The following is a 23,254-nucleotide window of genomic DNA, read 5'->3' on the forward strand; positions in this document are numbered from 1 at the left end:
TCCGCAAGACCGTCCCGGATTTCAGCCAAGGCCGTTGGACTGATCGCAGCCCATGTTGCCTGAAAGGGCGCGCATGCGCAGGGCGATCTGCGCATGCGCTGTCTGATCCCGTCAAGGCCGGGTGGGGCATAGCCTTGTGGAGCACGTCAGGGGTGACGTGGACGGGAGCAGGCATTGCTTGTCATGTCCATCCGCCAGATGCGTCCGGACGGGCCCGGACGGACACTTGCAGCAAACATTGCCGGTCGCCTTCAACCGCCGAAGCGGTACGTGACAAATGCGCCGACGGAAAACTGATCCTTGGAGCCGCGACCATTGGCGATGATCGGCGACTTCGCAGCATCGCCGATCAGCCGATCATAGGATCCGATCAGGGTAACGGCGGTTTTGTCCGTGATCAGGTAGGTGGCATCAGCGGCAAGCCCGATGCTGGCGATGCCGCCGGAGGGACGATATGCCTTGAGACCACTGCGGCCCGCCTGTGCGCTCGTCACACCGAACACGGCGCGCATGTAACTCTCGTCGAACCAGGTCGCCTTGGCTTCAGCGCCGAGCATCAGCCGATGACCGAGCAACGGAGGGGCTTTCACGCCAACGGTGAAGTCGCCGGTCCAGCCCTCGGCGGCCTTGATCTTCTGGTTGAGGCCGAAGCGGTTCAGGCTCTTGTCGCGGCTGTCCGACAGCTTCATGACGCTGCGGCGGAGTTCGACGGCTGCCTCGAGCCAGGGCAATGGCTGATAGGCGATGAAGCCACCGGCGTCGAGGGTCGGGGCCAGATCGCCGAGGCCGTTCAGGGCCTTGCGGTCGTCCTTGGTGTCACGCCCCAGCGAGTACCGCAGCACGGGACCAGCGCGCAGGCCATAGGAGTTGAGAGCATTGACGGTCAGGCCCTTCGGGTCCAGGAGGACCGTATCGCGCCAGTTCACGGCCACATAGGGCAGGGGTGTTGCCTTCATCTTGCCCGAGCCGAGGAAGGCGGGGGCATAAAGACCGCCGCCTCCGACCGTGACGGTCCAGTCTGACTGAGGGCCGGCAGCGTCCAGGTCTGCACTCATATCAGACGATTGCGATGGCACCGGTTCGGCCAGATCGGCAGCGAAGGAGGGCAAGGCGAGCACGCTTAATCCAAGGCCAAGGGCAAGGCCAGTCAGGACGGGGCGATGATGAAACACGTCGGGTTCTCCGCTTGGGGCCGGCGCCAGACGCGCCGATCGGACCGCGGTGCCGGGCACTGCGGTTGCCAGGGAGATGCCAGAGTGGGGGAATGACCGCGCCCTGTCGGGTTTGCCCGGACGAGACACTTGCGCTGACAGACCATGCTCATGTCCGGGCGGGTGCAGCCGGACATGGACTCCGAGGCGTGGTCAGCCCTGGTTTCGGCGGTTGAGGTGCCGTTCCAGCCGCGTTAACGCCAGCGACAGCGTGACGGTGAGGGTCAGATAGATCAGGGCGACGAGATTGTAGGTCTCGAAATACCGAAAATTGCCCACCGCCGTGACCTTGCCCAGCTGGGTCACGTCGGTCACGCCGAGCACGGATACCAGCGAGGAGTCCTTCACCATGGCGATGAAGTCATTGCCATAGGGCGGCAGGATGGTGCGGAAGGCCTGTGGCGCGACGATCAGGCGAAAGCGCAGCCAGCCGCCCAAGCCCAGAGCCTTGGCAGCCTCGATCTGACCCGGGTCAACGGCAACGATGCCGGCCCGGAACACTTCGGCAAGAAAGGCGGAATAGGCGAGAATGAGCGCAATGACTGCGCGCCAGAGCAGCGAGATGTCGCGCGTCCGGATCGGGTCGAGGCCGAGGGCGCCTGTCAGCATGTTCCAGCCCTCGACGACCAGCGGAACACCGGCGAAGGCGACGTAGAGCAGCAGAACGATGATCGGGACGCCGCGAATGATCTCGATGTAGAGTTTTGCGGCCTGCCGGATAACGAGGAAACGGGACAGCCCGCCAAGGGCCAGCAGCAAACCCAGCAGCGATGCGCCGGCAAAGGCGCTAACAGTGACCAGCAGCGTGATGCCGATCCCCTGTGACAGCACGGCCAGCACCTGGGCATGGACTTCGCTGGTGAGGGTCTGGCCGAAGGCATAGGCCGCCGCAAGGGCCAGCACGACCAGCCACCAGGGAAAATCGGATGTCGATGTCTTGCGCGAAGGGCCCATGACGTGAAGTGCTCCGGACGAGCTGCGGTGCAACCGCGAAACGTATTGGACGCCGTTGACCCGCCACATGAAAAGGGCGGCCCGCATGGCAGGCCGCCCGGCAGATCGCTTGACGACGGTTACTGGCCCATCTTGTAGTCGAGGAACCACTTCTTATCGAGCGCGGCGATGGTGCCATCGGCCTTCATTGCGGCAATGGCCGCGTTGATCGGGGCGACCAGATCAGACCCCTTCTTGAAGATGAAGCCGAAGTCTTCGGCTCCGAGCTTTTCGCCGATGATTTTCAAAGTGCCGTTCGAGGTGGAAACATAACCGGGACCGGCCGTGCCATCGGTGAGGACGAGGTCGACGTCGCCAGCCTTGAGCGCAGCAACACCGGCACCAAAGGTCTCGAACTTCTTGATGCGCGGGTTGGCTTCATTGCCATCCAGCACTTCATAGACGCCAACGTAGAACGGGGTCGTGCCCGGCTGTGCTGCCATCAGCAGATCCGGGTTGGCCGCAAAGCTCTTGGCATCGGTGAAACGGCTTTCGTCCGCGCGCACCAGCATGATCATTTCCGAGCGCATGTAAGGATCGGAGAAGTCGACCTTGTCCTTGCGGTCATCGCGGATGGTGATGCCGGTCATGCCGAGATCATACTCGCCGGCCGAAACGGCCGGGATCATCGCGTCCCAGCTGGAGTTCTGGTAGCTGATCTTGGCGTTGAGACGCTTGGCGATCTCGGCCATGGCGTCATACTCCCAGCCAACAGCCTGACCGCTCTTGTCGATGAACTGCAGCGGCGGATAGGCGTTTTCCGTCACCACGACGATCTCGCGCCCCTTCAGATCGGGCAGGCCGGAGGCGTGACCCTCGGTGGCCGGAAGGGTGACAAGCGCGGCGAGAAGGCCGCTGGCAAGGCAGGCGAGTGTGGTGGCAAGACGCATGATGTTTGGACGCTCCCGTGAGGTTCGGAACTCCTGCAACTGTTAGCGGGCTGAGGAGTGCACCGCAAGCCGGGGACTGCGGTGGAGCGCCGCAAATCCCCGTACAGGCAAACTTATCCGGCCTTCACATAGACCATCTGGCGCACGTCGATGTTGCCGGCCCGGAAGCCCGCTTCGCAGTAATGGAAGTAAAACTCCCAGAGCCGCTTGAAGCGCTCGTCAAAGCCGAGCGGAGAGATGCGCGGCCAGGCCTCCCGGAAACGGTCACGCCACTCGGCGAGGGTCCGGGCATAGTCTTCGCCGAAGATCTTCTGCGCCTTGAGGCTGAGGCCGGTCTTGCCGCCGATTTCGGTCAGCTTGCCGGGAGGCGGAAGCATGCCACCTGGGAAGATGTACCGCTGGATGAAGTCCGGCCGCCGGGCATAGTCGGCAAACATCCGGTCCTGAATGGTGATAATCTGCAGTCCGGCCATGCCGCCGGGCTTCAGGCAGGTTGCCACCTTCTCGAAATAGGTCGGCCAGTATTCGCGGCCAACCGCCTCGAACATCTCGATCGAGGCAATGCGGTCATAGACGCCGCGCTCGTCGCGGTAATCCTGGAATGCAACCTCGACCTTCTCGTTGAGGCCCGCCTTGAACATCCGCTCGCGGGCATAGTCGAACTGCTCGCGCGAGATGGTGAGGGCCTTCACATGGGCGCCAACCTCGCGTGCGGCATACTCGGCAAAACCGCCCCAGCCGCAGCCGATCTCGAGCACCTTGTGCCCGGGCCGGATGTCGGCAGCTTCTGCCAGTGCCTTGTATTTCTGCGCCTGCGCTTCCTCGAGCGTCGCCGCACGGCCTTCATAGAGGCCTGACGAATAGGTCATCGAGGGATCGAGCCACTCCCGGTAGAAGGCATTGCCCAGGTCGTAATGCGCCGAGATGTTGCGCTGCGAGCCCTTGCGCGTGTTGCGGTTGAACCAGTGCCGGACGGTGACCGCGAGGCGGAAGAGCGGGCTTCCCTGCAGCTTGCGCACGGTCGCGTCCCGGTTGACGCAGAACAGTTCGAGGAAAGTGGTGACGTCCGGGCTCGACCAGTAGCCGAGCATGAAAGCCTCGCCGACGCCAACATCGCCGCCTTCGACGGCCATCCGGACAAAGCGCCAGTCATGCACGGTCAGGGTGCCATCCGGCCCCGGATGCTTGCCTTCGATCAGGAAGCAGCGGCCGTCCGGCGTGGTGATGGTCAGGCGGCCATATTCGAGGGCCAGCACGATGCGCATGCCCATGCGGACGAAACGGGGCAGGCCGGCCAGAACCTCTCGCGCATTGTCGGGCGTGACACGAACTGCGTGTGGAAGCGCCGTGGCGGCAAAGGGGGGCTTGGCAACATAGGTCATCGGAACCTCCATCAGGCATGCCCGAAGGGTTCGGGGCGGGAAACAGCAGGTGAAACAGGCCCAGGCTTTGCGCTTGACGCCGGGCTGGCGTCTTGCGGGCGGGGGCGGGAATGAAAACGAATGCCCTTAAGCCACAGCTTCAGGGCCTCATAGTGAATGCCAGCGATGACCTTCAGCGTCATCAGCGGAAAACGCAGGCAGGCGCTGGCGATTGCCGCGCTGGTCGCTGGCTGTCCGTCTCCCGTGAAGGTGGCCGACAGGATCGGTCCCTCGGGATCTGTCTCGAGGATCCGGATCCGGACAGCGCGGCCGGGAGGCAGCAGGCGAAAATGATAATGCTGCTGCATGTCGAGGAAGGGAGAGACGTAGAAGCTCTTCACCTGATCCTGCCGCAGGCCAGCCGGGCTGAGTTGGCCCTCGCGCACCGGCGCGACATACGTGTGAAGGTCGCCGAAGGTGTTGCGCACTTCGTAGACGACCGCTGACAGCTCACCATCCGCGTCATAGGCGTAATAGACCGCGAGCGGATTGAACACATAGCCGAGGAGACGTGGATAGGCGAGCAGCAGCACGCGGGATGGGCGCGCAAGTCCTGCTTCGGCCAGAAGCTTGTCGACATGACGGCGCAGGGACGATCCGTCACGCGGACCATGATCGCGCTCGTGGAAGGACAACAGGTTGAACCGGCCGACCGAAAACAGCGTTGACGAGCCGCCAGCCGCTGCCAGCTGGTCAAGATCAATCAGCATGGAGAAGACGGAATAGCTGAAGCGATGCGGCACCGGCTTTATGCGGGCGTGCATGACCTTACCGGTGTAGAGCGTCACCGGAGCGAGGGGGGGCGGACCGTTATCCACCCGCAAGGTCTCGGACTTCTCTGCCATGGCGCAGTGCCCGCCTTATTCCGCGGCCTCGGCCACCGACGCCGGCAGCCCGTTCCGATCAGATCCAAGGGTGCCTGCAACCGTGTTCCAAGGCAAGGCCGCACCCAGTGCGCGGGCAACCTTGAGACCGGACACCAGTCCATCCTCATGGAATCCATGGCCCTGCCACGCGCCGCAGAACCAAGTGTTTGCCTTGCCCTGAATGGTTCCGATGTCCTTCTGCGCTGCGAGGGCAGCGCCGTTGAACTGCGGGTGATCATAGGTGAAACGGGCAAAGGTCAGGTCGTCGCGCGGCGCCTGCGGCGGATTGAGCGTCACGAACAGCGGGCGGTTCATGTCGAGATTCTGCAGCCGGTTCATCCAGTAGCTGACGCTGACGTCCGTGCCTGCCGTAGCATCGGTGCGCGCCATGTAGTTCCACGAGGCCCAGACCCGCCGGCGCTTCGGCATCAGATCGAGATCGCGGTGGAGATAGACGGCATTCGGGCGGTAGCGGATCGCCCCGAGGATCCGCCGCTCATCGTCGGTCGGGTCTTCCAGCATGGCCAGCGTCTGGTCGGTGTGGCTGGCGAGGATGACATGATCGAACACGTCCGTGTGGCCCGAAGCGTCACGGACGTGGACCTTGCCATCGGCGCGGCGGATGCCAGCGACCGGCGTGCCGAGCCGGACATTGCCCTTCAACGGATCGATGAGGCGCTGGACATAGTTACGGCTGCCGCCGGACACCGTGCGCCAGATCGGACGGTCGAAGTTGATCAGCCGGTGGTTTTCGAAGAACGAAATGAAGGATTCCGCCGGGAAGGACAGCATCTCGCTTGGCGGGGTCGACCAGATCGCAGCGCCCATCGGCACGAGATAGTCGTCGATGAAGGCCCTAGAGAACTTGCGCAGGGCCATGTAGTCGCCCAGCGACAGGCCGCTGACGAGACCAGCTGCCCGGTCCCTGGTGCAGATCCTGTTGAAGCGGAGAATCTCGCGCAGCATCCAGAGGAAGCGCGGCGAGGCAAGGTTGGAGCGCTGGGCGAAGATCGTGTCGAGGTTGGTGCCGGCCCATTCGCGGGCTCCGCCATCAACCGACAGGGCAAAGCTCATGTCACTGGCTTCGGTCTTGACGCCGAGATGCGCGAACAGGGCAGTGAGGTTCGGATAGTTCAGCTCATTGTAAACAATGAACCCCGTGTCCACTGCCATCGGCAGGCCGTCATAGTCGATATCGACTGTCGCGCTGTGTCCGCCGGGCCGGAGCCGCTTTTCATAAAGGACCACGTCGTGCTGGTCGCACAGGGCGTAGGCGGCGCTGTTGCCGGAGATACCGGAGCCGATGATCGCAATGCGCATATAGGGTCCTTCTGAGCGGGCCGAACGAGCCCGGCCTGCGGGATGCGGCGGGGAATGTCCTTGCGTTTTCGGATCTTACGCGCCTCGGTTGGCGCCGGATCAGGCGGGGCAGCAGTTTTGTCGAGGGGCATTCCACCGACACCAAGAAGGCCGCAGCCAAGGCTGGCTGCGGCCACTTCAAGCGGAGCAGGGGGCGGGAGGACAGACAGGATCAGGCTTGCAGCGTCTCGACCAGCCACGACCAGGCTGTCCGCACGGTTTCTGCAGCACCAGTGAACAAAGACACCAGCGTTGCCCAGATGGCCTCGCCAACCCTCGCGACTTCGATCAGCCTGGGCTGGCGGTCGCGCGGGGTTTCCTCGATGAACTCAACGGTGGATTTGTCGCCCTGATCGTCGACCACCCGGCGTGTCACGAGGATAGACGTCTCGCTGGGCACGCGCGACGTGTCGACCTTTGCAGTCTGCGTGTCTGACGTAAGGGCGGTGACCATGATCGCACGTCCATCCGGCAGCAGATGCGTCTCGTTCTGCCCGATCTCGGCGTTGTAGATCACCTCGCCCTCGGCATCGATCAGTTCGACCCAGATGGCTGAGCGTCCATCCAGTTCGACCTCACCAACCCAGATGGAGAGATCCTCGCCCGCCTCGGCCACAGGAGCGGCGCTTGCGACGGTAACCGCCAGGTTGTCATCCGGCAGCATATGGCGCTCTTCGACAAGCCCCGCGCAAGCCGGGCCTGCCATGATCAAAAGCATTGCTGTTGCCGCGAGAGCGGCGATTCTGCGACGACCAGTCATTTGTGCCTCCCACGGCATGACATTCACGTCTGACTTGCCGGTGGGCAGCTGGTTGCAGCTTGATCAGCTGCCGAGCCTCATTTTGGGCTCTCTGCCTCGTTGTTGTCCGGCGGAGACCATCATTACACCAAAGTTCCTAAGAAACCTGTAGCGGACATCACATTTTGTCCGCCTGATGCTTAAAGTTTTAACCATTTTTATTCAGCGCATCCCTGCGCGAATCTAAAATTCAGGAAGAAAACCATGATCTTCCCTTGCGTATCGGTACAATTCGCAGGCAGTGCCGCCACCGCTTCATTCTTTCGTGAACGCGGGGCGCCTCGAAACATCAACGCCGTGGATCGCCAAAGGTTCCAGAGACGAGGTCGGACTGGGAAGGTTCGTGGGTTTTTGAGGCGATTGGCAGGCTGGTTTCGGTTGCCTCGCCCCTCTGGAAGGGGCGCGCATGGTGTCCCGGCGCGGGATTTCTGGCGGAAACGGGCAAAAAGAATTCGGAAACTCGAAATTAGAATAATGACAGCCTGCGGCGTTTTACACTATGTGTTGGATCGGACGCATGCGGTAACCAATGTGGCGAGATAGGCGCGCAAGGGCTTGCACGCGCAGGCACGGCCCGGATCGCGGCGCAGACCGCACCAGGATGATGGTCAGCGGTTTGATCGAAATCATGGTGCGGGGCTGACAAGTGTCGGTAATTGGGCACAGGACGGCAGTACCCGCAGTGGTGAATGAGAGGGATTGAGGGCATGAACTTCGACAGCTTCTTCGCGCAAGCGCTGGATGGCTTGCGGGAGGCCGGTAACTACCGGGTGTTCGCCGATCTCGAACGCCATTCCGGCAACTTCCCGCGTGCGACTCGCTACCGCGCGGATGGCTCGTCGCATGATGTGACGGTCTGGTGTTCGAACGATTATCTCGGCATGGGCCAGCATCCCGATGTGGTCGCTGCCATGAAGGAGGCGATCGACCGCTGCGGCGCCGGTGCTGGTGGCACCCGCAACATTTCCGGCACCAACCATTCGCATGTCGCGCTGGAGCGTGAGCTCGCCGACCTGCATGGCAAGGACAGCGCCCTGATCTTCACCTCGGGCTATGTGTCGAACTGGGCTGCCCTCGGCACCCTCGCGGCCCAGATCCCGGGCTGCATCGTCTACTCGGACGCGCTCAACCATGCCTCGATGATCGAGGGCATCCGTCACAGCCGCGCTGACAAGCGCGTGTTCAAGCACAACAGCCCCGAGCATCTCGACCGTCTTCTGTCGGCCGATGACCCGTCACGCCCCAAGCTGGTCGCCTTTGAAAGCGTCTATTCGATGGACGGCGACATTGCCCCGATCGCCGAGATCTGTGATGTGGCCGAAAAGCACGGCGCACTGACCTATCTCGATGAAGTCCATGCTGTCGGCCTCTATGGTCCGCGCGGCGGCGGTATTGCCGAGCGCGAAGGCCTGATGCACCGGATCGATGTCATCGAAGGCACGCTCGGCAAGGCCTTTGGTGTCATGGGCGGCTACATCACCGGCTCGAAGGACCTGTGCGATTTCGTCCGCTCCTTTGCCTCTGGCTTCATCTTCACCACCGCGCTGCCGCCGGCACTTGCCGCCGGTGCCACGGCGGCGATCCGCCATCTCAAGGCCAGCTCGCTCGAGCGCCAGCAGCACCAGGATCGTGTCGCCCGCGTGCGCAGCCTTCTGGACCGCCGCGGCATCCCGCACATGGACAACCCGAGCCACATCGTGCCGGTGATGGTCGGCAACGCCGCCAAGTGCAAGTGGATCTCGGACATCCTGCTGGACAACTACGGCATCTATGTTCAGCCGATCAATTATCCGACCGTCCCCAAGGGCACGGAGCGGCTGCGCATCACGCCGACGCCGTTCCATAGCGATGCGGACATCGATCATCTGGTCGGTGCGCTGAACGACCTGTGGTCCCGCTGCGCCCTGGCCCGCGCCGTCGCCTGACCTGATCATATGCTGTGAAATGAAAGCGCCGCCCTGAGGGCGGCGTTTTTTGTTTGTGCTCGACCGTCATCCCGGCCCAGCTGAGCGCAGCGAAGCGCCGAGCCGGGATCCAGAAGTCAGCCGCGCGAAGCGCGCCAGTACGCATCTGGGTCTGGCGAGTTATGGTGCTCGCTTACGCTCGCGCTGATGTGCTGGATTCCGGATCTGCGGTTCGCTTTGCGCTCACCTTGTCCGGAATGACGAACTCGAGTTGAAGTTTCTTTCCCATCAAGCCCAGACCTGATCCGGGTCGGGCAGGGGAATCGCGTCGAGCAGGGCACGGGTGTAGTCGGCCTTCGGGGCTGCGAAGACGTCTGCTGTCGCTGCGTTCTCGACGATTTCGCCCTTGTAGAGCACCAGCACCCGGCTGCAGAGCCTGCGGATCACCGACAGGTCATGGCTGATGAAGGCGAGGGTAAGTCCGAGATCGCGCACCAGCTCATCAAGCAGGTTCAGCACCTGCGCCTGCGATGAGACATCGAGGCCTGAGACGATTTCATCGGCCAGAATGAATTCCGGCTTCAGTGCAATTGCCCGGGCAATGCCGACCCGCTGGCGCTGGCCTCCGGACAGTTCATGCGGATAGCGGTCAGCAAAGCTGCGCGGCAGGCCGACCTGCTCCAGTGCCAGGATGGCGGCGCGATCCGGCTGGTGGGCACCATGCAGGCGCAGCGGCGCGCTGATCAGCTGCCCCACCTTGTGGCGTGGGTTCAGCGAAGACATCGGATCCTGGAAGATCATCTGGAAGCGTCGCCGCAACGGTCTGAGCTGGCTGGCATCCAGATGCGTGATGTCCACGCCGTCAAAGCGGATCTGTCCGCCGGTCGGCTCGAGCAGGCGCACAAGACAGCGTCCGAGCGTCGACTTGCCGGATCCTGATCCGCCGACGATGCCAAGGATCTCCCCGCGGCCGATGGAGAAACTGAGTCCCTTCAGGATCTCGGTTCGGGGCGCTGCCCCCAGGAAGGGCTTGCGCGTCATGTCCGGCAAGGCAAGCCGCACGTCTGTCAGTTCATAAAGATCAGCCATGGGACCATGTCCTGTCTGCGGCCGCGACTTCCTGCCGAACGGCCTCGATGACGGCGTCGGGCACCGGGGTCAGGCTGCCGTCCGGGTCGGTGTATTTCGGGCTTGCGGCCAGCAAGGCCCGCGAATAGGCGTGACCGGGGGCTGCGAAGAAGGAGCGCACGTCGCTGTCCTCCACCACCATGCCGCCATAGAGCACGCTCAGCGTCTGGCAGACCTTTGACACCACGCCGAGGTCATGGGTGACGAACAGCAGCGCCGTTCCATGCCGGCGCTGCATCTCGCCGATCAGCTTCAGGATCTGCTTCTGCACGGTCACGTCCAGCGCCGTCGTCGGCTCGTCGGCGACGATCAGCTTCGGTTCGGCGGCAAAGGCGGAGGCGATCAGGATGCGCTGGCGCATGCCGCCGGAAAGCTCATGCGGATAGGAGCGCAGCACCCGTTCAGGCTCGGCGATATGGACCTCGCCCAGCAGCTCCAGCGCCCGGTCTTCGGCGCGTTTGCGGTCCCAGCCGAGGATGTCCACCAGCCGATCCGTGATCTGCGGTGCGATGCGGCGTGATGGATTGAGCGCGGTGAGCGGATCCTGCGGAATGAGGGCGCAACTTGCCCCGATCTTCCGCCGGCGTTCGCGCGGGGAGAGGGACTGAAGATCCACCCCGTCCAGCACGATCGAGCCGGCCACGATCTCGACCGAACGCGGCAGGATGCCGAGGATGGCTTTGCCGATCATCGACTTGCCAGCGCCGCTCTCGCCCACGAGGCCGCGCACTTCTCCAGCCGCCACGGACAGCGAGACCTTGCGCAACAGCCGATGGTCCGTGCCTTTCAGCCGCGCCGAAAGGCCCTCAAGTGTCAGAAAGCTCATCGCAGCACCGGATCGAAACGGTCCTTGAGGCCTTCGCCCAGCTGGGAGAAGGACAGGACGGTGAGAAACAGGGTGATGAGCGGGAACACGATCACCCACCAGGCCTGATGGATCGACGTGCGCCCTTCGGCGATCATGCCGCCCCAGGTCGGATCATCCGTGGAGATCGACAGGTTGACGAAGGAGAGGATCGCCTCGACGATCACGGCAATGCCCATTTCTAGCGTCAGCAGCACGACGATCGTCGGCAGCACGTTGGGCAGGATCTCGACGATCATCGTCGACAACCGGCTGCGGCCGGCGACCTCGGCTGAGGCGACATAATCCATCGCCCCCTGTGCCATCGCCTCGGCCCGGACCACCCGGGCAAAGCGCGTCCAGTCGATGACGACGATGGCGAGGACGATCGAGAACAGCCCCGGTCCCATCACGGCGATCAGGAGGATCGCGAACAGCACCGGCGGAAACGCCATCCAGATGTCGATCAGGCGCGACACGGCAAGGTCGACCCAGCCACGCAGGAAGCCGGCGGCAAGGCCGAGGCCAGCGCCGATGAGACAGGTCAGGCTGCCAGCGACGATTGCCACGAGGAAAGCGATGCGGGCACCGTACAAAATGCGTGACAGCACATCGCGGCCAAGGCTGTCCGTGCCGAGATAGTAGCCCGGTTCCGCGCCGGCCATCCAGAAGGGCGGCATCCGGCCGAGGAACAGGTCTTGCGCCAGCGGGTCTTGCGGCGCGATCAGGGGCGCGGCGAGGGCGGCGGCGAACAGTCCGCCCAGCCACAGTCCGGCAAGCCACAGCCGCGCTCCGGCCCGCCGTTTGATCAGGGAACGTCCGTCAAGCATGGCGCAGCCTCGGGTTCAGGACGGCATAGAGGAGGTCAACGGCGAGATTCACGCCGGTGAAGATCAAGGCAAACAGCAGCACGATGCCCTGGATCAGCGGCAGGTCGCGGTTGATCACCGCGTCGATGGCCATGTTGCCGAGCCCTTCATAGGAAAACAGCCGCTCGATGATGACGGTACCGCCGATCAGGAAGGTGAACTGCACGCCGACCAGGGTCAGCGTCGGCAGGATCGCATTGGGCAGGGCCTCGCGCGTGATCACATGCGTCTCGCCATAGCCCTTGGTCCGCGACAGGGTGACATAGTCGAGGTGCATCGTTTCCTTGAGGCTCTGCTTCAGCAGCTGGCTGATGATCGCCGCCAGCGGGATCGCCAGCGCCAGGGCCGGCAGCAACATGTGGCTGACAAGATCCAGCCACAGGTCGAAGCGCAGCCGGATGACGCTTTCGATGAGATAGAAATCGGTCGAGAAGGGCAGGTCGAGCGACGGCGTGATCCGTCCGGAGATATGGAAGATCGGGAATGCAACGCCGAACACAAGCACCAGGATCAGGCCCCAGAGAAAGTCCGGCACCGACAGCGCCATGCCGTTCGATACGTCAATGGCGGCTTCGATCCGGGTGCCGCGCTCGCGCGTTCCGGTCAGGGCGCTGACACCGCCAATGAACACGGCGATGACCAGGGCCATCAGCGACAGCTCCAGCGTCGCTGGCAGTCGGCCAAGAACGAGGTCCAGCACCGGCTGGCGCGCCGTGATCGACATGCCGAAGTCACCGCTCAGCACACCGCCAGCCCAGATGACGAATTGTTCCGGGATCGACTTGTCAAAACCGTAGAGAGCCGTAAGCCGGCGGATGTCGTCCTCTGTTGCCCCCGGCGGCAGCATCATGGCAATCGGATTGCCTGGCACCACGCGGATGACAAAGAAAACGATGACGGCAGCTCCGACAAGCGTCACCGCCGTCGTCGCCAGCCGCAAGAGTAGCGTCCGAAAAATCTGCATGCGCCCGTGTCCCCCAGCGCGAAGTGACAGGTCCGGCCGGCTCTCCTCGTGCCGGCCGAACCTCGTGGCGCAGGGTTAGCCGCGCTTCATCAGCTGCGGCAACAAGGCGCCGGAAGCATGCGGCGTGACAGTGACACCCTTGGCCGACAGGATCGGCTGCACATACTGCAGCAGCGGGATCACCAGCGCGTCTTCTGCAATGCTCCGGTCGACCTCCTGCCAGCCGAGGATGCGCTTGCCTTCGTCCTTCTCGCCCCACAGCGGCGCGATCTTGGCCATCAGGTCTTCGCCATCCCAGAGCGAGTGCGGCGACGGGCCAAACATGGCAAAGCCGGTCGAGGTGGTCGGGTCACCGACCGAATTGCCCCAGTTGTAGAAGGCGGCCGGGGCGAGGGTGTCTGCAGCGCGCAGCTCGTAATGCTTGGCGATTTCGTAGACTTCGATTTCTGCCTCGATGCCGACCTTGCGCCACAGACCGACAATGGCCTGGATGACCTCGTAGTCCTTCGGCTTGAAGCCCTTTGTGGTCTGGATCTTGAACTTGACCGGCTTGTCCTTCGAGTAGCCGGACGCGGCCAGAAGCTCGACGGCCTTCGCCGGGTCATAGGCGACCGTGATCGAGGGATCAAAGGCGTCGTATTGCGGCGTCTGCAGGGTATCGAGCTTGACGCCATAGCCTGACATCAGCCGGTCGATGATCGTCTGCTTGTCGATGGCATGGGCAGCGGCCTTGCGGACGTTGGGATCCTTCATCACGTCGACGTCGTTGAGGAAGATCATGCCGATGTCGGAGATCGGCGCGGCAACGCCGTTGAGCTTGCCCTTGAGCCGGTCGTACTCCTCGTAGGGCATTTCGAGCGTGACATGGGCGGAGCCCGATTCCACTTCCGCGACACGGGCAGTGGCGTCGGTGACGAACTTGATCGTTACCGTCTCGAACTCCGGCTTGGTGCCCCAGTAGTTCGGATAAGCCTTCAGGCGGACGAAGGCGTTGCGCTCGAACTTGTCGACCATGTAGGGGCCGCTGCCGATCGGAGCGGCTTCAAACCCTTCCGCGCCGACCTTTTCGAAGTAGGCCTTCGGCATGACATAGCCGGTGAGGAAATACATCCACTTGAAGATGGTCGGGTCGAACTGCTTCACGTCGGCCGTGACGATGTTGCCTTCGGTGCGGTGGTTGGTCAGCGTGCTCCAGATGAAGTTGATCGGGTTGCCGGTGTCCGGGTTGGCAGCACGGGCGAGCGACCAGGCCACATCCTCGGCCGTCAGCGGCGAGCCGTCATGCCAGGTCACGCCTTCGCGCACCATCATCCAGACCTGGGTCTTGTCCTCGTTCCAGCCCCACTCGGTCAGGATGCCGGGTGCGGGTTTCAGGTCCGGCTGCTGCAGGATGAACTGGTCGAAAACCGACTGGTACAGGCCCTGGATGGTCGGGTTGACGGCGGACGGGCCGACGGTCGGATCCCAGCTCGGCAGGTTGACGTTGTAGGCAATGACCAACTCGTCGATGGCGGCGAATGTGGGCAGGCCCGAGACAGCAAGCAGCGCGCCGGCGGCGGCCCCTTGCAGGAGAGTACGGCGTGTCAGTTCCATGTTTCTGTTCCCTCTGATTGTTTGTTATTTGCCAGCGAGTTTCTGGCCCAGCAGGAAGCCTGAGCCTGCCCCCGTGCCCGCGCCGGGCCAGACGGCTGCCCCGGTGAGGTGGAGGTTCTTGATTGGTGTCGACCCGTCCGTGTGGCCGCGGGCCGGGCGAAACAGGAAATTCTGGGCGATGTGATGCGATCCGCAGACCTGATCGCCGCCGACAAGGTTCGGGTTGTCCTTTTCGAGGTCCGTCGGGGTGACAACGTGGCGGCCGAGGATCTTTGACCGGATGCCGGGGGCATAGCCGTCGAGCAGCGTCAGGGCGCGCTCAGTGAAGGGGTCGGCTGCCTCGGGCCAGCTTGTCGCCGTGATTTCGCCCGCTGCATCCCCAAGGATCGTGCCGGGTGCCATGCGGACCTGAACCCACAGCACATGCTTGCCCGCCGGTGCGCGGGAGGGGTCAAATACGGTCGGCTGACCGACGACGAGGATCGGCTCGCTGGGCAGCAGTCCTGCCTCGGCTTCTTGATAAGTCCGGGCCATCTGGTCGAGGCTCGGGGCAAGATGCACATAGGCATAGGACTTCAGCGCGTCGCCAGCCGCCCAGTCGGGCAGGCTGTCCAGGGCCAGATGGATCATCATGGTCCCGGGCGCGTGCCGGAAGTCCTGCATTGCCTTGTCGAAAGCCGGCTCTGTCCCGCCGGTGAGGCGGGCAAGGGCTGACGGGGCAACACCGGCAATCACATGTCTGGCCGCTATACGCCGGCCGTCCGCCAGTTCAATGCCGCTGGCCTTGTCACCGTCCTTCAGGATTCGCGCGACTGCGATACCCGTCTCGACACGCCCGCCATGGGCCTCGATCCCCTTGACCATGGCACGGATGATCGTGTCAGCGCCGCCCTGGCCGATGGCCATGCCGAAGGCCTGGCCAGCCATGCCCTCGAGGTAGGGAAACAGCGCGCCCCCGGCGACGTCAGGAGCAAAGTCGAGATGCATGCCCCAGGCACCCAGCATGGCGCGCACTTCCGGCGCCTCGAAGGTCTCGGTGAGATAGGCACGCGGCGACTTCAGCAGGAACTGTGCAAGATCGAGCGACCCGGCCACGCCCTTGCCGCGCAGCGTTTTGAGAATAAAATATGCAAATGCACTTAAATTCATCCGGCTGCCGAGCAGGCCGAACAGATGTGGGGCCTCTTTGGCAAAGCCGTTGACCAGCCGCTGCCACGTCTCTGCATCGCGGGCTGAAAAACGGGCGATGTTGCGCGTTGTTTCCGCGATGTCAGTTGCAACGCCGCACCATTTGCCGCCTGAAAACGCCGAGGCGAACGGACGGTTGACCGGCACGAAGGCGGCGCCCTGGGCGGTCAGGTCGGATGCGTGTGTCTTGAAAAAGGCGCTTCCAGCGAAAAGCGACAGGTTCATCGCGGCCCAGTCATGGCGGAAGCCGGGCAGGGTCAGTTCCTGGGTCTTGACCGCGCCGCCGGCCATCTTGGCCTGTTCATAGACGGCGACCTTCCAGCCGCGCCTGGCCAGATGAAATGCGGCGGCCAGGGCATTGTGGCCCGCACCGATCAGCACCGCGTCGAAACTGTCTGACATTTTGCCACCTCCCAATGACAGAAGGATATTTGCATTTGCATTTAATTCTGTCTAGAGTGATTTCAGAGGTTGGAGGACCTCGTTCTAGGGAGAGAGACATGACAGCTGGAGCTATGCTTGCGGACCTCGGGCAATTGCTCGCCTCGGGAGGGGTCGAAGTGGTGGATTGTTCCGGCGTGCTGGGGCCAGAGACGCCCCTCATCAAGCTGCCGCCGGACTTCGCCAAGGACACGCCGCCGATCAAGATCCACCGCATCAGCGAGTACGATCATAACGGTCCGTTCTGGGCCTGGAACTGGCTGGAACTGGGCGAGCATTCCGGCACCCATTTCGATGCGCCGCATCACTGGATCACCGGCAAGGACTATTCGGACGGCTACACCGATACGCTTCCTGTCCAAAAGCTCGTGGCGCCGGTCAATGTGCTGGATTTCTCGGCTGAATGCGCCGCTGACCCGGATTTCCTGCTGACTGTCGAGCACGTGAAGGCCTGGGAGGCCCGTCACGGGGCGATTGGGGCCGGCGAATGGGTCGTGCTGCGCTCCGACTGGGACGTCCGCGCGCATGACGAGGCCCTGTTCCTCAATGCCAACGAGACCGGACCGCACACGCCCGGACCGACGGCGGAGACCATCGAATACCTGATCGGCAAGGGCATTGTCGGCTGGGGCAGCCAGTGCATCGGCACCGATGCAGGGCAGGCCGGTGGCATGACGCCGCCGTTCCCGGCGCATAACCTCCTGCACAAGCACAATCGCTATGGTCTGGCGAGCCTTGCCAATCTGGACAAGCTGCCGCCGAAGGGCGCGATCCTCATTGCGGCGCCCCTGAAGATCAAGAATGGCACGGGATCGCCGATCCGCGCCCTGGCGCTGGTCCCGCGGGGCTGATCCGATGGCGGTCGATCACATCATCATCGGCTCGGGCATCAATGGCCTGGTCGCAGCGGCGATGCTGTCCGCAAAAGGCCGCCGCGTGCTCGTGCTCGAGCGCGAGGCAGACTTCGGCGGCTGCATGCGCACCGGCGAGGTCACATTGCCGGGCTTCAGCCATGATGTGATGGCCGCCACATTCGTCCTGTTCATGACGTCGCCAGCCGGGGCGCTGCTTGCTCCGGATCTCGCCCGCCATGGCATGGAGTACTGCCACACGCCGCATCCGACAGCCGTGCTGCGGCCGGATGGGTCGGCGCTGGTGCTGTCGACCGATCAGGCCCGCAACATTGCAGCGTTCAACGCCCTGGCGTCCGGCGACGGTGACCAGCATGGACGCGATGTCGGAGCGATCGGTGCCGAGGCGCCGTTCCTGTTTTCGCTGCTGGGCGGTGATCTGTGGTCCTTTGCCACTGCCCGCCTGATGTTCGGCCAGGTTCGCCGGCGGGGCTTGCGCGGGCTTGCGGCCTGGATGGGCGAGGCTTTGGCGCCGGCACGCGGCTGGCTCGAAACCAGCTACCAAAGCCCGCTGGTGCAGGCGCTGTGGGCGCCGTGGGTGCTGCACTGTGGCCTGACGCCGGAAAGCGCCTATTCGGCCAAGATGGGCCAGGTCATCGCCTTCGCGCTCGAGGCTGCAGGTGCACCTTTGGTCCGGGGCGGGGCAGGGGCGGCGGTGAACGCCTTTCGCCGGCTGATCGAGGAACGCGGCGGGGTCACGCGGAGCGGTGCCGATGTCGAACGCATTCTGGTGCGAGATGGCCGCGTTACCGGCGTCCGCCTGACCACGGGCGAGGAAATCGCTGCACCGTCCGTGCTCGCCAGCGTCGCGCCGGGTCAACTCTATGGACGCCTTCTGGGGTCGGATGCGCCGCCCGAGGATGCAGGCGCTGCAAAGACGTTTCGGCATGGCCGCGGCGATTTCCAGCTGCATTATGCGCTTGACCGCGCGCCAGACTGGATGGCCGAGGGGCTTGAAAAAGTGGCCCTGATCCATCTCAGCGACGGCATTGATGCCGTGTCCAAGTCCGCCAACGAGGCCGAGCGTGGCATGTTGCCGGAGGTGCCGACGATCTGTGTCGGGCAACCGAGTGCGCTGGATCCTTCGCGCGCGCCCGACGGCAAGGCGGTTCTCTGGCTGCAGATCCCGGATGCACCGCGGTCGATCAAGGGCGATGCTGCCGGCAAGATCGGCGGCAGAAGCTGGGATGTGGCCACGCGCGAGGCCTTTGCCGACCGGATCGAGGCCATTCTTGCCAGTCACATCCGCGACTTTGCCGCGATCCGGCTCGCCCGCCGCGCCTATTCGCCCAAGGACCTTGAAGCGATGAACGTCAATCTCGTCGGCGGTGATCCTTACGGCGGCCATTGCGGCATCGACCAGTTCTTCATCTGGCGGCCTCTTGCCCATTCGACCAATGGTCTTGGCAGGGTCAAAGGACTTATCCATATCGGTGCTTCGACCCATCCTGGGCCGGGTCTTGGAGGAGGATCCGGGTTCAACGCCGCAAAGAGGCTTGGTGCATGAGTGAAGACACCGAAACCCATGCAAGGCTTGGCGAGATTGGCCTGACCAATTTTGCCCCCTATCTGATGAACCGGATCATGGGCCGGTACAACGCGATGATCCGGGAGGAAATGGCAGATGTCGGCCTGACAACGCCGAAGATGCGGACACTGGCAGTGCTGTCGGTGGTCGAGGGACCGCTGATCCGCGAGCTTGCCGTCTATACGGTCGTCGAGCAGTCGACGTTGAGCCGTGCTCTGGATCAGTTGCAGACCGAGGGGCTGATCCGGCGCGAAGCCGACGCCAGCGACAGCCGCGCCGTACGGGTGTTCCTGACGGATGCCGGGCGCGCCACCTTCGAGACGCTGTGGCCGCATATGGCGGCCTCGGCCGCGCGGCTGTTCAAGGGCATACCAGACGAGGAGCAACGCGCCTTCGTGGCGACCTTGCAGAAGATGCTGACGAATATCCGCAAGCACGAAATCTAGGACGCGACGAGCGCAACGGGTGATGGAGCCTGCCGGTGCTTCCGGCGGGAACGGGAAAGCTTTGTCTTTCGCCAGGCCCCTGGGCCGGAATGGTGAGGAGGAGAGGGAAATGGCCGAACGCAGTTTCAAGGCCGAAGTCGAGCATCTGCGCCTTGGGGAGGGCGAGGTCTTCACCGGTGAAGGCATTCTGGCCATCACCAAGGCCTTGCTGGAATCCGGCGTCGGTTATGTTGGCGGCTATCAGGGCGCGCCGATCTCGCATCTGATGGACGTGCTGGCCGACGCGGAGGAGCTGCTGTCGGAGCTTGGCGTGCGCTTCGAGGCCAATGCCAACGAGGCCGCCGCCGGGGCGATGCTGGCCGCTTCCGTGCATTACCCGATCCGTGGTGCCGTGACCTTCAAGGGCTCCGTCGGCGTCAATGTCGCCTCCGACGCGCTTGCCAATCTTGCATCCTCCGGCGTGACGGGCGGAGCAATGGTCATCGTCGGCGAGGACTATGGCGAGGGCTCCAGCATCATGCAGGAGCGCACCCATGCCTTCGCGATGAAGTCGCAGTTCTGGCTGCTCGACCCGCGCCCCAATCTCACTTCAATTGTAAAGATGGTATCGGATGGCTTTGATTTATCAGAGGCTTCCAATACCCCGGTCATGCTCATGGTGCGTATCCGCTCGTGCCATGTGACCGGCAGCTTTACCTGCCGCGACAATCGCCCGCCGGCCTTCACGGTCAAGGATGCGGTGGCCAATCCGCGCTCCGACTTTGCCCGCGTCGTGCTGCCACCGATGTCCTTTGCCCATGAGCAGGACAAGGTGAAGAACCGCTGGCCGGCCGCAGAGCGATTCATCCGTGAGCGCAAGCTGAACGAGTTCTTCGGCCCCGCTGCAGGCCCGGATGGCCCGCGCCTTGGCATCGTCGTGCAGGGCGGCATGTTCAATGGTGTCGTCCGTACCCTGCAGCGTCTCGGTCTGGCTGATATCCATGGCCAGTCGGACATTCCGATCTACGTGCTCAACGTCACCTATCCGCTGCTGTCCGGTGAATTCCTCGAGTTCTGTGCGGGCAAGGAGCATGTCCTCGTGGTGGAGGAAGGCCAGCCGGAGTTCATCGAAACCCAGCTTGGCTCTTATCTCTACCGCGCTGGGGCGAGCGTTGCCCTGCATGGCAAGGGCCTGTTTCCGCTGGCCGGGGACTACAATGGCACCGTCATGCTCGATGCCATCGAGGCCTTCCTGCGCAAGGTCGCACCGCAGACCCTGCCTGCGGCCGTCCGCGCGCCGAACCAGGAACGGCCGGAGATCCCTGACTTGTCGAAGACCGTGCCGATCCGCCCGCCTGGCTTCTGCACGGGCTGCCCGGAACGGCCGATCTTTGCCGCGATGAAGCTGGTGGAGAAGGAGCTCGGCAAGCACCAGATTGCCGCCGACATCGGCTGCCATCTGTTTGCCTCGCTGCCGCCCTTCGAGATCGGTGGGGCAACCATGGGCTACGGCCTTGGACCGGCGGCCAACGGTGCCTTTGACGGTGGCGGCGCCAAGCGGCCGATTGCGATCATTGGCGATGGCGGCTTCTGGCACAACGGCCTGTCGTCGTCCTTCACCAACATAGCCTTCAACAAGTCGGATGGCGTGGCCATCGTCGTCGACAACTATTACTCGGCCGCAACGGGTGGTCAGGACATCATGTCCTCGCGCGCCGACAACGACACCAAGTCGACGAAGAACCCGATCTCCCGTGCCCTGAAGGGCATCGGCATCAACTGGGTGCGCGAGATCGACCGCACTTATGACGTGGCGCGCATGCGCGATACGATCCGCGAAGCGCTGACGACGCCGGAGAAGGGACCGAAGGTCATCGTTGCCTCGTCGGAATGCATGCTGAACCGGCAGCGGCGCGAAAAGCCGCTGGTCGCGAAGGCGATCAAGGCCGGCCGCCGTGTCGAGGCGCCGAAGTTCGGTGTCGACGAGGAGGTCTGCACCGGCGATCACGCCTGCATCCGTCTATCGGGCTGCCCGTCGTTGTCGCTGAAGCGGCTGGATGATCCCTTGCGCGATGATCCTGTGGCCTCGATCGACCAGAGCTGTGTCGGCTGCGGCAACTGCGGCGAGGTGGCAGATGCCGCCATTCTCTGCCCGAGCTTCTACCGTGCCGACGTGGTGCACAACCCGGGTGGCTTCGAGGCCTGGTGGGCCGGTGTCCGCTCTGCCGTCATCGGCTGGCTGATCCGTCGGCGCACGGCGCGGCGGCTTGATTTTGGAGGGGTGCAATCATGACCATGGCCGGTCTTCTCGAACGGCGCGCGGCCGATCCGCGTCTCGGCGGCATCATCAAGCTGGCGGCACTGGCCGTCGGCGGGCAGGGCGGCGGCGTGCTCACCAGCTGGATCGAGGATGTGGCGCGCTCGAACGGCTATGACGCGCAGGCCACCAGCGTTGCCGGCGTCGCGCAGCGCACGGGTGCCACCGTCTACTACGTCGAGATGGCACCGAAGGGCGAGGCCAGTCCGGTGTTCTCCCTGATGCCGGCAGCAGGCGATGTCGACATCATGATCGCGGCCGAGATGATGGAAGCCGGCCGCTCAATCCAGCGCGGTTTCGTCACGCCGGACCGCACCACCCTCATTGCCTCCACGCACCGGGCGCTGGCGGTGAGCGAGAAGATGGTGCCCGGCGACGGCATTGCCTCCAGCGAGGAGGTGATGGCGGCGGCCGACATCGCGGCGCAGCGCTTCATCCACGCCGACTTCGACACGCTCGCGGTCAAGAACGGATCTGTCATCTCCGCCAGCCTGTTCGGGGCGCTGGCCGGCAGCGGCGCGCTGCCGTTCCCGCGCGAGGCCTTTGAAGACGCGATCCGGCGCAGCGGCAAGGGTGTGGAGGGCTCGCTCCGCGCCTTCAATGCCGGCTTTGCGGCGGCGCAGGGCACCTTGCTGGAAGAGGTCGCTCCAGCCCCCACGGCCGCACCTGGCCTCCGCGGTCCTAAGCGTCAGGTCGAAGCCTATCAGGCGCTGCTCGACCGTATCCGCCGTCTGCCCGAACCTGCCTGGGCGATGGCCGAAGCTGGTCTGCGCAAGGTGGTCGATTTCCAGGACATCGCCTATGGGGCTGAATATCTCGACCGGCTGGGCCGGGTTGCTGCGGTCGACCGGCCGCCGCATGATCTGACCCGGGAGGCGGCGAAATACGTCGCCAATGCCATGGCCTATGATGACATCATCCGGGTTGCCGATGCCAAGACGCGTGCGGGTCGGCACGAGCGTATCGCCAGGGAAATGGGCGCCAAGTCGGGCAACCTGCTGCAGGTGACCGAGTTCCTGCATCCACGCGCAGAGGAAATCGTTTCGCTGTTCCCGGCGCGCATGGGCGCCCGCTGGGCCGCCAGTCCCGACCGGATGGCGCTGCTCGGGCGGCTGTTCGACAAGGGCAAGCGGCTGCGGTCCGACAGTCTCACCGCCTTCCTGCAGCTCTACATTCTGGGCGGCCTGAAAGGCTGGCGCCGGCGCACCCTGCGCCATGCGCAGGAGATGGCGCATCTGGCGGCCTGGCTCGACCGGGCCTTGGCGCTCGCCCCGCGCGACTATGACCTTGCCGTGGAGGTGATCCGCTGCCGCCGGCTGGTGAAGGGGTACTCCGACACCCACGCGCGCGGGCTCAGCAAGTTCGACAAGGTGCTGGACGGTGCCCGGATGGTCGAAGGCCGGCCGGATGCGGCCGACTGGACGCGCCGGCTACGCGAGGCGGCGCTGAAGGACGAGGAGGGCAAGGCACTCGATGGCGCCCTCCAGACCATCCGCAGCTTCGTCTGAAGCGGCGCGAGGTCTGGTTCACGTTTCTGTGCGGGCCGGTTTCTGCCCACCCTCAGGAAGCCGGTCTTCGTTCACAGCTGCCCCGGAAGCTCTTT

At 63.9% G+C, this 23,254-nt stretch carries 19 protein-coding genes; 6 read left to right on the top strand and 13 right to left on the bottom strand.

Annotated features, from left to right (window positions below):
• Positions 1–251: 251 nt before the first annotated feature.
• From OVA12_RS08665 to OVA12_RS08695, 7 genes are all read right to left on the bottom strand, one after another.
• Positions 252–1,172, bottom strand: coding sequence for a MipA/OmpV family protein (locus tag OVA12_RS08665; RefSeq protein ID WP_268136311.1), 921 nt, complete (start codon positions 1,170–1,172; stop codon positions 252–254).
• 192 nt (positions 1,173–1,364) lie between these two features.
• A complete protein-coding gene (locus OVA12_RS08670; RefSeq protein WP_268136313.1) occupies positions 1,365–2,165 on the bottom strand; it encodes an amino acid ABC transporter permease in 801 nt (266 codons plus the stop codon).
• A 119-nt stretch (positions 2,166–2,284) separates the two neighbouring features.
• A complete protein-coding gene (locus OVA12_RS08675) occupies positions 2,285–3,094 on the bottom strand; it encodes a transporter substrate-binding domain-containing protein (RefSeq protein WP_326493896.1) in 810 nt (269 codons plus the stop codon).
• Between the two features lie 113 nt (positions 3,095–3,207).
• Positions 3,208–4,476, bottom strand: coding sequence for an SAM-dependent methyltransferase (locus OVA12_RS08680; RefSeq protein ID WP_268136315.1), 1,269 nt, complete (start codon positions 4,474–4,476; stop codon positions 3,208–3,210).
• An 11-nt stretch (positions 4,477–4,487) separates the two neighbouring features.
• Positions 4,488–5,360, bottom strand: a complete 873-nt coding sequence (locus OVA12_RS08685; RefSeq protein ID WP_268136318.1) for a DUF1365 domain-containing protein — start codon at positions 5,358–5,360, stop codon at positions 4,488–4,490.
• A 15-nt stretch (positions 5,361–5,375) separates the two neighbouring features.
• A complete protein-coding gene (locus tag OVA12_RS08690; RefSeq protein WP_268136320.1) occupies positions 5,376–6,701 on the bottom strand; it encodes an NAD(P)/FAD-dependent oxidoreductase in 1,326 nt (441 codons plus the stop codon).
• A 211-nt stretch (positions 6,702–6,912) separates the two neighbouring features.
• Entirely contained in the window at positions 6,913–7,458 is a 546-nt protein-coding gene (locus OVA12_RS08695) for a hypothetical protein (RefSeq protein WP_268136322.1), read from the bottom strand.
• Positions 7,459–8,246: 788 nt separating this feature from the next.
• Here OVA12_RS08695 and hemA point away from each other — a divergent pair.
• A complete protein-coding gene (hemA, locus tag OVA12_RS08700; RefSeq protein ID WP_268136324.1) occupies positions 8,247–9,464 on the top strand; it encodes a 5-aminolevulinate synthase in 1,218 nt (405 codons plus the stop codon).
• A 267-nt stretch (positions 9,465–9,731) separates the two neighbouring features.
• On the opposite strand, the gene OVA12_RS08705 is transcribed toward hemA, so the two are convergent.
• From OVA12_RS08705 to OVA12_RS08730, 6 genes are all read right to left on the bottom strand, one after another.
• Positions 9,732–10,532 carry an ATP-binding cassette domain-containing protein gene (locus OVA12_RS08705; RefSeq protein ID WP_268136326.1) on the bottom strand — a complete coding sequence of 267 codons (801 nt, stop codon included), beginning with the start codon at positions 10,530–10,532 and terminating at the stop codon, positions 9,732–9,734.
• The gene (locus OVA12_RS08710) at positions 10,525–11,397 is read right to left on the bottom strand and encodes an ABC transporter ATP-binding protein (RefSeq protein ID WP_268136328.1); all 873 of its coding nucleotides are present in this window, start codon (positions 11,395–11,397) and stop codon (positions 10,525–10,527) included. Before OVA12_RS08710 ends, OVA12_RS08705 begins: the two co-directional genes overlap by 8 nt.
• Entirely contained in the window at positions 11,394–12,245 is an 852-nt protein-coding gene (locus tag OVA12_RS08715; RefSeq protein ID WP_268136330.1) for an ABC transporter permease, read from the bottom strand. Before OVA12_RS08715 ends, OVA12_RS08710 begins: the two co-directional genes overlap by 4 nt.
• Positions 12,238–13,248: an ABC transporter permease gene (locus OVA12_RS08720; RefSeq protein ID WP_268136332.1), complete on the bottom strand. Its 1,011-nt coding sequence runs from the start codon at positions 13,246–13,248 to the stop codon at positions 12,238–12,240. Before OVA12_RS08720 ends, OVA12_RS08715 begins: the two co-directional genes overlap by 8 nt.
• A 75-nt stretch (positions 13,249–13,323) precedes the next feature.
• Positions 13,324–14,841, bottom strand: a complete 1,518-nt coding sequence (locus tag OVA12_RS08725) for an ABC transporter substrate-binding protein (protein WP_268136334.1) — start codon at positions 14,839–14,841, stop codon at positions 13,324–13,326.
• A gap of 24 nt (positions 14,842–14,865) precedes the next feature.
• Positions 14,866–16,431, bottom strand: a complete 1,566-nt coding sequence (locus OVA12_RS08730; protein ID WP_268136336.1) for a phytoene desaturase family protein — start codon at positions 16,429–16,431, stop codon at positions 14,866–14,868.
• Between the two features lie 98 nt (positions 16,432–16,529).
• Between OVA12_RS08730 and OVA12_RS08735 the strand changes: the two genes are divergently transcribed.
• From OVA12_RS08735 to OVA12_RS08755, 5 genes are all read left to right on the top strand, one after another.
• On the top strand, positions 16,530–17,321 hold the full coding sequence (locus OVA12_RS08735) for a cyclase family protein (RefSeq protein WP_268136338.1): 792 nt from the start codon (positions 16,530–16,532) through the stop codon (positions 17,319–17,321).
• 4 nt (positions 17,322–17,325) lie between these two features.
• Entirely contained in the window at positions 17,326–18,888 is a 1,563-nt protein-coding gene (locus OVA12_RS08740) for a phytoene desaturase family protein (RefSeq protein WP_268137073.1), read from the top strand.
• Positions 18,885–19,355 (top strand): MarR family winged helix-turn-helix transcriptional regulator, encoded by a 471-nt coding sequence (locus tag OVA12_RS08745; RefSeq protein WP_268136340.1) that lies wholly within the window; start codon positions 18,885–18,887, stop codon positions 19,353–19,355. The genes OVA12_RS08740 and OVA12_RS08745 overlap by 4 nt, the downstream gene beginning before the upstream one ends.
• Before the next feature lie 109 nt (positions 19,356–19,464).
• A complete protein-coding gene (locus OVA12_RS08750) occupies positions 19,465–21,627 on the top strand; it encodes an indolepyruvate ferredoxin oxidoreductase subunit alpha (RefSeq protein ID WP_268136342.1) in 2,163 nt (720 codons plus the stop codon).
• Entirely contained in the window at positions 21,624–23,159 is a 1,536-nt protein-coding gene (locus OVA12_RS08755; RefSeq protein ID WP_268136344.1) for an indolepyruvate oxidoreductase subunit beta family protein, read from the top strand. Before OVA12_RS08750 ends, OVA12_RS08755 begins: the two co-directional genes overlap by 4 nt.
• Positions 23,160–23,254 lie beyond the last annotated feature (95 nt).

This window comes from Pannonibacter sp. SL95 (assembly GCF_026672425.1).
Lineage (GTDB): Bacteria > Pseudomonadota > Alphaproteobacteria > Rhizobiales > Stappiaceae > Pannonibacter.

Bases quoted from the DNA above. Each gene is read 5' to 3' on its own strand.
- OVA12_RS08670 (WP_268136313.1), bottom strand. From the start codon at position 2,165: ATGGGCCCTTCGCGCAAGACATCGACATCCGATTTTCCCTGGTGGCTG.
- OVA12_RS08675 (WP_326493896.1), bottom strand. From the start codon at position 3,094: ATGCGTCTTGCCACCACACTCGCCTGCCTTGCCAGCGGCCTTCTCGCC.
- OVA12_RS08680 (WP_268136315.1), bottom strand. From the start codon at position 4,476: ATGACCTATGTTGCCAAGCCCCCCTTTGCCGCCACGGCGCTTCCACAC.
- OVA12_RS08685 (WP_268136318.1), bottom strand. From the start codon at position 5,360: ATGGCAGAGAAGTCCGAGACCTTGCGGGTGGATAACGGTCCGCCCCCC.
- OVA12_RS08690 (WP_268136320.1), bottom strand. From the start codon at position 6,701: ATGCGCATTGCGATCATCGGCTCCGGTATCTCCGGCAACAGCGCCGCC.
- OVA12_RS08695 (WP_268136322.1), bottom strand. From the start codon at position 7,458: ATGCTTTTGATCATGGCAGGCCCGGCTTGCGCGGGGCTTGTCGAAGAG.
- hemA (WP_268136324.1), top strand. From the start codon at position 8,247: ATGAACTTCGACAGCTTCTTCGCGCAAGCGCTGGATGGCTTGCGGGAG.
- OVA12_RS08705 (WP_268136326.1), bottom strand. From the start codon at position 10,532: ATGGCTGATCTTTATGAACTGACAGACGTGCGGCTTGCCTTGCCGGAC.
- OVA12_RS08710 (WP_268136328.1), bottom strand. From the start codon at position 11,397: ATGAGCTTTCTGACACTTGAGGGCCTTTCGGCGCGGCTGAAAGGCACG.
- OVA12_RS08715 (WP_268136330.1), bottom strand. From the start codon at position 12,245: ATGCTTGACGGACGTTCCCTGATCAAACGGCGGGCCGGAGCGCGGCTG.
- OVA12_RS08720 (WP_268136332.1), bottom strand. From the start codon at position 13,248: ATGCAGATTTTTCGGACGCTACTCTTGCGGCTGGCGACGACGGCGGTG.
- OVA12_RS08725 (WP_268136334.1), bottom strand. From the start codon at position 14,841: ATGGAACTGACACGCCGTACTCTCCTGCAAGGGGCCGCCGCCGGCGCG.
- OVA12_RS08730 (WP_268136336.1), bottom strand. From the start codon at position 16,431: ATGTCAGACAGTTTCGACGCGGTGCTGATCGGTGCGGGCCACAATGCC.
- OVA12_RS08735 (WP_268136338.1), top strand. From the start codon at position 16,530: ATGACAGCTGGAGCTATGCTTGCGGACCTCGGGCAATTGCTCGCCTCG.
- OVA12_RS08740 (WP_268137073.1), top strand. From the start codon at position 17,326: ATGGCGGTCGATCACATCATCATCGGCTCGGGCATCAATGGCCTGGTC.
- OVA12_RS08745 (WP_268136340.1), top strand. From the start codon at position 18,885: ATGAGTGAAGACACCGAAACCCATGCAAGGCTTGGCGAGATTGGCCTG.
- OVA12_RS08750 (WP_268136342.1), top strand. From the start codon at position 19,465: ATGGCCGAACGCAGTTTCAAGGCCGAAGTCGAGCATCTGCGCCTTGGG.
- OVA12_RS08755 (WP_268136344.1), top strand. From the start codon at position 21,624: ATGACCATGGCCGGTCTTCTCGAACGGCGCGCGGCCGATCCGCGTCTC.